The organism is Mesorhizobium sp. M1A.F.Ca.IN.020.06.1.1 (assembly GCF_004023265.1).
Classification (GTDB): domain Bacteria; phylum Pseudomonadota; class Alphaproteobacteria; order Rhizobiales; family Rhizobiaceae; genus Mesorhizobium.
Map to the genome: position 1 here is coordinate 1 of NZ_RZSR01000222.1, position 7,249 is coordinate 7,249.

General features: G+C 64.2%; 7 protein-coding genes. 6 read left to right on the forward strand and 1 reads right to left on the reverse strand.

Annotated features, from left to right (window positions below):
• The coding region (locus tag EOA60_RS12395; protein WP_245502550.1) for an AAA family ATPase at window positions 1–1,714 on the reverse strand (1,714 nt) is incomplete at its 3' end.
• A 332-nt stretch (window positions 1,715–2,046) separates the two neighbouring features.
• Between EOA60_RS12395 and tssA the strand changes: the two genes are divergently transcribed.
• From tssA to EOA60_RS12425, 6 genes are all read left to right on the forward strand, one after another.
• Window positions 2,047–3,246, forward strand: coding sequence for a type VI secretion system protein TssA (gene tssA, locus EOA60_RS12400; protein WP_067327623.1), 1,200 nt, complete (start codon window positions 2,047–2,049; stop codon window positions 3,244–3,246).
• A 5-nt stretch (window positions 3,247–3,251) separates the two neighbouring features.
• The gene (gene tssB / locus EOA60_RS12405; RefSeq protein WP_066989057.1) at window positions 3,252–3,788 is read left to right on the forward strand and encodes a type VI secretion system contractile sheath small subunit; all 537 of its coding nucleotides are present in this window, start codon (window positions 3,252–3,254) and stop codon (window positions 3,786–3,788) included.
• A gap of 3 nt (window positions 3,789–3,791) precedes the next feature.
• Window positions 3,792–5,297, forward strand: a complete 1,506-nt coding sequence (gene tssC / locus EOA60_RS12410) for a type VI secretion system contractile sheath large subunit (protein WP_066989059.1) — start codon at window positions 3,792–3,794, stop codon at window positions 5,295–5,297.
• A gap of 59 nt (window positions 5,298–5,356) precedes the next feature.
• The gene (locus tag EOA60_RS12415) at window positions 5,357–5,806 is read left to right on the forward strand and encodes an Hcp family type VI secretion system effector (RefSeq protein WP_170950255.1); all 450 of its coding nucleotides are present in this window, start codon (window positions 5,357–5,359) and stop codon (window positions 5,804–5,806) included.
• The gene (gene tssE, locus EOA60_RS12420) at window positions 5,793–6,545 is read left to right on the forward strand and encodes a type VI secretion system baseplate subunit TssE (protein WP_067327620.1); all 753 of its coding nucleotides are present in this window, start codon (window positions 5,793–5,795) and stop codon (window positions 6,543–6,545) included. Before EOA60_RS12415 ends, tssE begins: the two co-directional genes overlap by 14 nt.
• 1 nt (window position 6,546) lies before the next feature.
• On the forward strand, window positions 6,547–7,249 hold a 703-nt coding region (locus tag EOA60_RS12425), incomplete at its 3' end, for a type VI secretion system baseplate subunit TssF (protein ID WP_206628130.1).

Consider the following 7,249-nt stretch of genomic DNA (forward strand, 5'->3'; position numbering starts at 1 on the left):
CCTCGGGGTCGACCGCCTCGCCCTTCGCCGCCTTGGCTTTCGAGCCCTTGGATTTCGCGGGCTTGGTTTCAGCCGCCTTGCTCTCGGGCGCCTTTGCTTCGGGAGTTTCGGACGCAGCCGGCTCAGCCGCTACGGTTTCCTCCCCGGCCTCCCCCCCCGCCGCATCGAGCGGCACGCCTTCACCGCGCAGTTTGGCGCGCAGGTCGAGGATCTGGCTCACGAGCGCTTTTTCCCGATCCCAGCGCGCCTGGGCGGCGGCTAAAGTCGTCTCGGTTTCCGCCAGCCCGGCATCGACGCGAGCCTGCCGGTCGGCGACCTCGATGCCGATCGCCGCCTCGCGGCCGATGATGCCGCTCTCGACCTCCAGAGCCTGGCGGCGGCGCAGAATGTCTTCGACCTCGGCCGGCGTCGCATGCTGCGAGACCGCGACGCGGGCGCAGGCGGTGTCGAGCAGGCTGACCGCCTTGTCCGGCAGTTGCCTGGCCGGAATGTAGCGGTGCGAGAGCGCGACCGCCGCCTCGATCGCCTCGTCCAGTATCTGGACCTTGTGGTGCTGCTCCAGGACGCCGGCGACGCCGCGCAGCATCAGCACGGCCACAGCTTCCGACGGCTCCTCGATCTTGACCACCTGGAAACGGCGCGTCAGCGCCGGGTCCTTCTCGATATGCTGCTTGTATTCGGCCCAGGTCGTGGCGGCTATGGTGCGCAGCTCGCCGCGCGCCAGCGCCGGCTTCAAAAGATTTGCGGCGTCGCCGGTGCCCGCGGCACCGCCGGCGCCGATCAGCGTATGCGCCTCGTCGATGAACAGGATGACCGGCACCTCGGAGGCCTGAACCTCGTCGATGACCGCCTTCAGCCGCTTCTCGAACTCGCCTTTGACGCTGGCGCCCGCCTGCATCAGCCCGACATCGAGCATGCGCACGCTGACATTCTCAAGCGTCGGCGGCACGTCGCCCTGGGCGATGCGGAGCGCAAATCCTTCGACCACCGCCGTCTTGCCGACGCCGGCCTCGCCGGTCAGGATCGGGTTGTTTTGGCGGCGACGCATGAGGATGTCGACGATCTGCCGGATTTCCGGGTCGCGGCCGACGACCGGATCGATCTTGCCGTCGCGGGCGCGCAGCGTGAGGTCGGTCGCGTATTTGGCCAGCGCCGAATCTCCGCCCGGACCGCGCTTCATCGGCTGTTCGGCGGCGGCAGAGGCGGGAGGTGTGCCGGCTTCGAGCGAGCCTTCGGTGACATCGGCGAAACGGGAAACGACGCCGTCGGCATCGATTTTGTCGAATTCGGCGCTGATTTTCGACACCAGGCCTTCCAGTACCGGCGTCCTCAGGCAGGCCAGCAGGATATGGGCGCTGCGCACCTCCTCGACGCCGAACTCCAGCGTCGCCAGGTTCCAGCCTTCCTGGATGGCGTGGAAGATGTGATCGGAGAATTCCTCGACGGAGGTCGCGCCGTAAGGCAGCTTGTCGATGGCCCGGGTCATGTCAGCCGTCAGCCGGCTGACGTCCAACCCGGCATCGGCGATGATCATCTGCACGTCCGAGCGCTCGGACAGCACCAGTTGCTGGATGAAGTGGACGAGCTCCACATAAGGATTGCCGCGCAGCTTGGCCGTGTCGGCCGCGGCCTTGAAGGCGCGCACCCCCGTGGCGTTGAGCTTGGCGACCAGTTCCTTACGCTTGAAGCTCTGCGATGACCGGCGCTGTTCCATTCGAACCTGCTCCCGCAATCTGCCAACCGTACCCTGCCATATAAGCGGCGGCTTGACAAAGCCGTGTGACGGATAAGGCGTTTGGATCCATCCGGGCGGCACTGCCCGGTTACACAAGCTCTGCAATGTCGTGCAAGAAATACCGGATTGCGGTCCGGGCTATGCGAGCCATTTCACATACCCGGCCCGGCAATCGCGCAATGGGTTTTGCTGAAAGAAACGGTCGCGTTTAGCATCCGTTAGTTTTTGAGCAGCTGCTCAATTGTCGTGACGCGAGGCCGGTGGTAACGTTGCGTCACATAGGGTCTCAGGGCCGCTGGCTGGGGGTTAGTGTGATTGATCTCGCACTCTGGCTGAATCCTCTGAACGGTGAAAATCCGTCGGGAGAGGACTTGCGTAACGACCCGGCCTTTCATGAGCTGGAGCGCCTGACCGAACAGCAGAAAAAGGTCGAATACGAAGGAAACAACAAATCGGAAGTCGATGTTCCGGTCGACTGGTCCGTCGTACTCACCAAGGCGGAGGAGTTGCGGTCGCACGGGCGGGACCTGCGCCTTCTCGTGCTGGTTGTGCGTGCCCTTGCCAACGAAGAACAGCTGGGCGGGCTCGCCGAAGGCCTGACGCTGATCGCCCAAACCTTCGACAGGCATTGGGAAACGATGCATCCGGCACTGCGCTCTGGCGCCACGCCGCGCGAGGCTGCCTTGCGGCGCATCAATGCGCTGATCGACCTGCAAAACAGCCAGGACGGGCTGCTCAAGGATCTGCGCGGCATGGTCTTCTTTGCGCCGCGCACGGTCGGCCCTATCAAGGGAGAGGACCTGGAGAAGGGCAGCCTCGACGAACACGTCATGCTGCAGGAGGCTGCTTCGGGACTGGGCGCGGCGGAAAAGGCGGCGCTGGTGAGCGGCCACAACCAGCTGGTGAACCGGGTGCGCACCGGGTGCAAGGCGCAAGTCGATCAGGCCGGCGAGGCGATGACCTCGCTGCTCGCCGACGCCCGCGCGGTGATCGCCGCTCTCGACGAGGTCGACGCCGCCCTCAACAAGCGCATCGACGGCAATGGCCCCGCCATTCCGGAATTGAGACGCTTCCTGCAGCGATTGCTGACGACGCTGGAGCGGAATTCCGCCGCCGGTGCCGGGGCGAACGGGGCCGCAAAGCCAATCCCGCAGCCGGCGGAACCGGCAGCGCCCGGCCCAAACGGCCATGGCGCCGAAAGGATGGGCGCCGAAGCGAGGGGAGCCGAATCGATGGCAAGTGTCGCAAGCTATGCGGAACCGGGCGCCGGGCTGCCCGACCGGATCACCTCGCGCGACGACGTCGTCAAATGCCTGGATCTCGTCGTCGCCTTTTATGACCGCACCGAGCCGTCGAGCCCGATCCCGCATCTCGCCCGCCGCGTGCGCCGCATGGTGCACATGGATTTCGTGGAATTGATGGAAGATCTCGCCCCATCGGGGCTGAAGGAGTTCCGGCTGCTTGCCGGTGTCCCCGATCCGAAGAAGCCGGCCCAGAAGGATGAAAGGTAACAAGCATGCCAGCAGAGAGCAAAGCGAAGGTCATCGAAAGAAACCGCGCCCCGCGCGTGCAGATCGCCTATGACGTCGAGACCTACGGCAGCCCGACAACGATCGAACTGCCGTTCGTCATGGCCGTGATGGCCGATCTTTCCGGCGCTTCACAGACCAAGGAAGCGGTGAAGTCGGTGCTCGACCGCAACTTCGTCGAGACCGACGCCAATCGGTTCCCGAAGTTCATGGAGGCCATGGGGCCGCGGGTGAAGGCACGAGTAAAGAACACACTCCCGCAAGCCGAGGGCGCCGAGCGGGACGAAGAGCTCGCGATCGATCTCACCTTCTCCAAGATGGGCGATTTCGCGCCGGACAAGATCGCTGAGCAGGTCCCGCAACTGGCCGAGATCCTCAAGATGCGCCGGCAGCTCGAAGAGTTGCTCGGCTTCATGGATGGCCGCGTCGACGCCGAAAAGCGCATCGCGCAGCTTCTGAACAACGAACCGCTGCTGAGCAAGATCGCCGGCCAGGCGATTTCTGAGGGCAAGGGCGAGGAGTAAGTCATGGCTGAACAGCAAAAAACCGCAGCCGCCACCGCCGAGGCGGAAGCGATTGACCTCGGCGAATTCAGCGGCCTCCTGGAAAAGGATTTCAAGGTCAAGAAGGACGACAGCGAGAAGCTCCAGCAGCTGGTGCGCAACCTGGCGCTGGCGGCGCAGTCGCGCTCCGAAACCACCACCATCTCGTCCAATGCGATCAAGTCGATCAAGTCGCTGATCGCCGGCATCGACAAGATGCTGACGACGCAGGTCAACGAGATCCTGCACGCGCCGGAAGTGCGCGAGATGGAAGGCACCTGGCGCGGCCTCTGGTATCTCGTCAACAACACCGAGACGGATACGAAGCTCAAGATCCGGGTGATGAACATCTCCAAGGAACAGTTGGCCGACACGCTGGAAGACTATGAAGGCCAGATGTGGGACCAGAGCCCGATCTTCAAGAAGGTCTATACGGACGAGTATTCGATGCTGGGCGGCGAGCCGATCGGCTGCATTCTCGGCGCCTACGAATTCTCGAACCATCCGCGCGACGTCGGCCTGCTGCGCAACATCTCCGGCGTCTGCGCCTCGGCGCACACGCCCTTCATCGCCGCCGCCTCGCCGCGCCTGTTCCGCATGGACAGCTGGCAGGAACTGCCCAACCCGCAGGACCTGCAGATGATCGTCAACAACCCGGCCTATGCCTCGTGGCAGTCGCTGCGCGAGAGCGAGGACGCCCGCTATATCGGCCTCACCATGCCGCGGGTGCTGGCGCGCCTGCCTTACGGCTCGGAAACCGTTCCGGTGAAGGGTTTCACCTTCGAGGAAGAGGTGGGAGGCGACCACAACAAATATGTCTGGATGAACGCCGCCTTCCCGATGGGCGTCAACATCAACCGCAGCCACAAGCTTTTTGGCTGGGGCACACAGATCCGCGGCGTCGAAAACGGCGGCACGGTGCTCAACCTGCCGGTGCACGCGTTTCCGACCGACGACGGATCGATCGCGATGAAATGCCCGACGGAAGTCGCTATCGACGACCGGCGCGAAGCGGAGCTCGCCAAACTCGGCCTGATGCCGATCCTGCACCGGAAGAACACCGACCTTGCGGCCTTCATCGGCGCCCATTCGCTGCAGGACGACGAGACCCGAGCCGGGCGTCTGGTCGATCCCGACGCGCAGGCCAACGAGCGGCTCAGCGCCAACCTGCCCTACCTGTTCCCGGTCTCGCGCTTCGCCCACTACCTCAAGGCGATCGCGCGCGACAAGATCGGCTCGTTCAAGGAACGCACCGACATGCAGATCTGGTTGACCGAATGGATCAACCGGTACGTGCTGGCCAATCCAGCCTTTGCCGACGACAAGGCGCGCGCCAAGCGCCCGCTCGCCGCGGCCGAGGTCCAGGTCGACAGTGTCGAAGGCCGGCCCGGTTACTACAACGCCCGTTTCTATCTGCGTCCGCACTACCAGCTGGAAGGCATCAATGCCTCGCTCCGGCTGGTGTCCGAACTGCCGTCAGTGAAGGGGTGAAATCGCAAGCATAGTCATCTTGTTTGGTTTGAGAGCGGTGGAGAAAGACAATGCCTTCAATGAAGATCGATGGTTTTCTGAAAGTTCCGGACATCAAGGGTCCCAGCGTGCGCGACGGCCACGAAGATGAGATCGAAGTCCATGGCGTCGACTACAAGATGATCGCGCCTTACGATCCCAATTCGCTCTCGCGCCGCGGGCGCGTATCCTTGGGGATGATCAAGTTCACCAAGCATTACGACAAGGCGTCGCCTTACCTGAAGAAGGCGCTGTTCGACAACAAGGCGCTCGACGAAGTGGTGTTTTCGGCGCGCCGCACCATCGACGGCGAGACCAGCGATTATCTGGTGGTGACGCTCACCGACGCTTCGATCATGGAATACGACATGAAGCAGGCCGATGACGAGGCCGACCTGATCGAGGAAGAAGTGAGCTTCGCCTACAAGAAGATCAAATTCGTCTACGACAAGGACGACGAGATCGAAATGGATGTCTATGTCGGCAAGTGAGGCCAAAAGGCCCGGCGCAAGGGCGCAGCTCGCCGGCAGTTCGCGAGCAAAGCGCGAGGCGGTCCAGCCCTCCCTCTGGGACCGCCTCATCAACGACCTGCCCGGGCTGACGTCGGAGATCGAGGGGCTGCGTCGCCTGCTGGAAGAAGAACTCGGCGCCGAGCGCGTCGAGGCTCTTCTTGCCGGCAGCGCACGCACCATCGATGCCGATGCGGAACTCACCCCCGACCAAAAGCGGCGCCTGCACCGTCTGGTGTTCCAGGCCGAACATCGCGCCGAGATCGAAAGCCGCGGCGTGGTGGTGTCGGCGCGGGTGCTCAGGGAAGCCGTCCGGCGCGACATCGAAGCCTTGTTCAACACCGAGCGCTTCGAGTCCGTTCCGATGCTTTCCGATGCCGAGCACGAACAGCCCCTGGACGAGCTGCCGTCGCTTGCCGACTTTCCGGAGGTGCGCCGCAGCGTCGTGAACTACGGCGTGCCGTCCTTCTCCGGCCGCTCCTCGCGGGACTTCGACCGCGATACCCTGGCGCGCGAGATCCGCGCGGTGCTCGCCACCTTCGAGCCGCGGCTCAAGGAAAGCGCCACGACGGTCAATGTCACCCTTGGCGACAAGAGCGTCGGCCTGAAGATCGAGATCGACGCCGTGCTGATCATGACGCCGACGCCGGAGCGCATGCGGCTGCGCACCACGATCAATCTCGACAACGGCCTGGCGCGAACCGAATTCCGGGAGACCTGAGATGGATCGGGTCTTCGTCGAATATTACGAAGAAGAACTGACCCATATCCGGGCGCTCGCGGCCGAATTCGCCGATATGCATCCGGCAGTCGCCCGCAATCTTTCCCTCGACACCGTTCCCTGCCCGGACCCCTATGTCGAACGGCTGCTCGACGGCGTGGCCTTCCTTGCCGCGCGCACGCGGCTGAAGGTCGACGCCGAGCGCTCGCGCTTCTCGCGCGCCGTGCTCGACGTGCTTTACCCGGACCTGGTCACCCCGGCGCCGGCAACGGCGATGGCGGTGCTGAAACCCGGCCAGCAAGTGCAGTCGATGATCGCCGGTCATACAGTCGCGCGCGGCACACGACTGGTCTCCAGCCTGCATCCGGGGCTGTCGACGCGGTCAACCTTCAGCACCGCGCAAGAGATCACGCTATGGCCGATCGCGATCACCTCCGTCAGCTATTTCCAGGATCGCAGCGCGCTGGCTGCCGCCGGCATCGGCCCAGTCGCCGGAGCGCGCGGCGAGGCAGCGCTGCGCGTCGCGCTTGCGCGCACCGGAAAGGGCAAGCTCAGCGAGCTGTCGCTCGACCGTCTCGATCTCTATTTCGCCGGTCGCACCAAGGCGCCGCTCCTGTTCGACGCGATCTTCGGGGCCTGCTCGGCCGTCGGCGCGCGGGCGGAAGGAAAGACCAATCCGCTATCGGCGTTGCCCGAGCCCGAGA

Excerpts from the sequence above, each read along its gene's own strand:
- tssB (WP_066989057.1), top strand. The coding sequence starts at position 3,252 with ATGCCAGCAGAGAGCAAAGCGAAGGTCATCGAAAGAAACCGCGCCCCG.
- tssC (WP_066989059.1), top strand. The coding sequence starts at position 3,792 with ATGGCTGAACAGCAAAAAACCGCAGCCGCCACCGCCGAGGCGGAAGCG.
- EOA60_RS12415 (WP_170950255.1), top strand. The coding sequence starts at position 5,357 with ATGAAGATCGATGGTTTTCTGAAAGTTCCGGACATCAAGGGTCCCAGC.
- tssE (WP_067327620.1), top strand. The coding sequence starts at position 5,793 with ATGTCGGCAAGTGAGGCCAAAAGGCCCGGCGCAAGGGCGCAGCTCGCC.